Raw genomic sequence first — 2,755 nt, 5'->3', positions numbered from 1 at the left:
TTCCTTGTATTTAGCCGCACAAATGGGACAAAGAGCAAGATACAAAGCTTCACTCTCTTTGCTGATCAGTTCTTTGGTAAGCAACTCCACAGCTTCGAAGTAGTACTCACCGTTCCTTTTCTTAAAAGGCATGATCTTTTTGCATAATTGGCAGACCATTTCATCATTGGTATTGGTATAGAAGTTCTTTAAATAAGCTTCTTTGTTTAATGCATTATCCGACATCCTAACACTACGTTCTCTTTTTTCATAGTATTTATCCGGGGATTGATGAATGCTCTCAGCCACAGATTCTTTACGTCTTTGGGAGTCAAAAACGGAGTGACTGGGGAATTCAGGCTGTGTATTTGAACTGTCGTCATAAATGGGGATTTCCCGTTCAGCTTTTTCGAAAAAACTCCTCAGCTTGTCAACAACATCCGGAAGCAAATCTGGACGTTCAAGGACCTTCCGCATTAAATCCCTAGGAAACCTTATCTTGTCAGCTAGTTCATCAATTGGATCATAATCGACAACCTTCATACCAAGGGCTTCTGCAAGATCTTTATCCAGCTTGAAGCCATCAGGAAGATCCGTCAGGGCTAACTCACTAGGTTTGTAATAGGTACCATTTACCCCAGGAATCCATGCAATATCCATTACTTTGTTTGCCATTGCGGACATACTTGGCCTTTTGGTTGAATTGTCGTAACTCTGATGTGATGCATATTCAATTTGCCCTTTGATCAAGTGTTTGTGGGGAACAAGTATTCTATTCCAGATGAATGTTGCCCTATCTATGTCGTGGCTACTCATGGTTGCCAATACGGCGTAACGTAAACCATCGACATCAGCTTTTGGATCGAATCCATCCAATCCTCTTTCATGATCTCCCCACAGTCCTTTTAAAAACACATGGCCACTGCTATTAGGCTTTCTATAATTCACTTTAATACTGTTTTTTACTCCCATTCCCACCAGTACCTCGAAATAATCCATTAGCCCATTACACACGTAGTAAAAGTCATTGCTCCCCGCCAAGAACAGCTTTGTATCTTCATTGAGTATGTAGCAGCACATATGGTTAACAACATGAAACGTTACATGGTCTGAAAAACTGTGAACTGGGAGCCACTTGTGACTACCAATTTTACTGATGATGATACTCTTTTGCTCCTTATTTGCTTCATCCCAAGCTTTGATGATTCTTTTAGCTCTTTCTATCAGGTATTCGTTGTCAATATGGTTGTTTTTGTTGTCTTCTAGTTCTGATAGTACAAATTCAATAACGTACTCAATATCACTTGGTTCTGAATATCCTAAAGCTTTGAAAAACTCTCGTCCGTCAGGGTCCAGCAGAAGTGATAGCTTAACAATTGGAAAATCTGAGGTTTCCGCGGTTGACAAATACGCCGATGATTCCAAGCAGTTTGGTGATTTATAAGGTCTGACATGGCTCCCGTCCTGTAGGCGTATGATTTCTTTGTTTAAAAAGGGTACTCTCTGTACAGTATCTGATCTTGATTGCAATTTGTGGCCTTGTAGAATGGAGAACCACTGTCTCTGAGACTGAATGAGTTTATACAGCTTAATCAACCACTTGTCGTCTCTCTTACTGATAAAACTAGTGTCCAACCTCAAAATCAGGTCCTCAGGCCGCCATTCTTTGAGTCCCAATCGTTCTTTCAAATACTTATACAAAGTTGGTTTGGTCTGTTCAGTTATTGCCCCGTTGAGCCAGTATTTGATGTTTCCCTTGGTCAGATCGACTAGCAGGCAATTATCCACTAACTGTCTTAAGTCAGCACTTCTTGCAATGGCGATTTCTTGGCTAAGGCTGTATACAACAGCTCCTGTCGAGTTCATTGTACTTGTCATTAATAGGCTTAAAGTTGAGAACGCCTTAACAAGCTTATCGTAAAAAGGCCGGAACATCGATCCAGAAGGGAAGTATGTCTCATCCAGGGGAAGCAAGTCATATGTGTTCTCATTAAGATAGCTATTATCCCTTAACCACACAAGAGATTCCACCATAAGTTCTGCGGTCAATTCTATGAGTTGTTTGTTAAATTCGTCCTTAGCAGGAATGTTGTCTCTTGCAGGCGTAGTTCTATATGGTCCCTGAATCAGAAAACCCAGATTAGTAGGCTTTTCCGTGGGAAAGAATACTACAAGAGAAGTATTCCAGGGTCTAATCGGTGTTCCCTCCTTGGATAACTGGTAAGATATCTCAACCGATAAATCTGCCTTGCTAAACGGAACAGGCTTTGAGAATAGCAAATAGTTATCCTTATGAAACTTGCCATTGGTTAATACGACTTCACTTGTTCCGTCTGAATGATTTGCAGCAATCTGCTTGGAAAGAGTGAGGCAATCATCACCGTTTATTTTTATGTTAATCTTCTTAATATGCCTTAAGAAGAGGATCGTGTGAGTGGGCATATTCTTCAGAGATTCTTGCAATTCATCAAAGGCCATTGGGGCATCAACATCTTCCCGATCAAAAGGGAAGATGAACAATGTATCATGCCCTTTAGCAGGAGTCTTTTCTTCACAGTCATAAGGCCTGACATAATGCTCTATCCTGAAGTGATCTTTACCAGAATGGACTTCTGGGTTGTTGGTGATTGCATAAACAGATTTGAATCCTATCCCAAATTTTCCAATCAGAGTGAGATCCTCGGTTTTAGTGCCTTCTCCAACTCCGCAAATACCTCTGACGTCGGCTTCGTTAAATAACCTGCCATTGTGCTCAAACTCGAGCCTACCAGAATGT

Annotated in this window: 1 protein-coding gene; it reads right to left on the bottom strand. The window is 40.9% G+C overall.

Translation table 11 applies throughout. The annotated features are described in order from the left end of the window. Positions 1-2,755: hypothetical protein (locus LHW48_00005; protein ID MCB5258844.1), on the bottom strand; the 2,755-nt coding region annotated here is incomplete at both ends.

The sequence above is a fragment of the Candidatus Cloacimonadota bacterium genome (assembly GCA_020532355.1).
Lineage (GTDB): Bacteria > Cloacimonadota > Cloacimonadia > Cloacimonadales > Cloacimonadaceae > UBA5456.
Note: the sequence above shows the minus strand (reverse complement) of the source record. Positions and strands in the feature narration are given on the sequence as shown.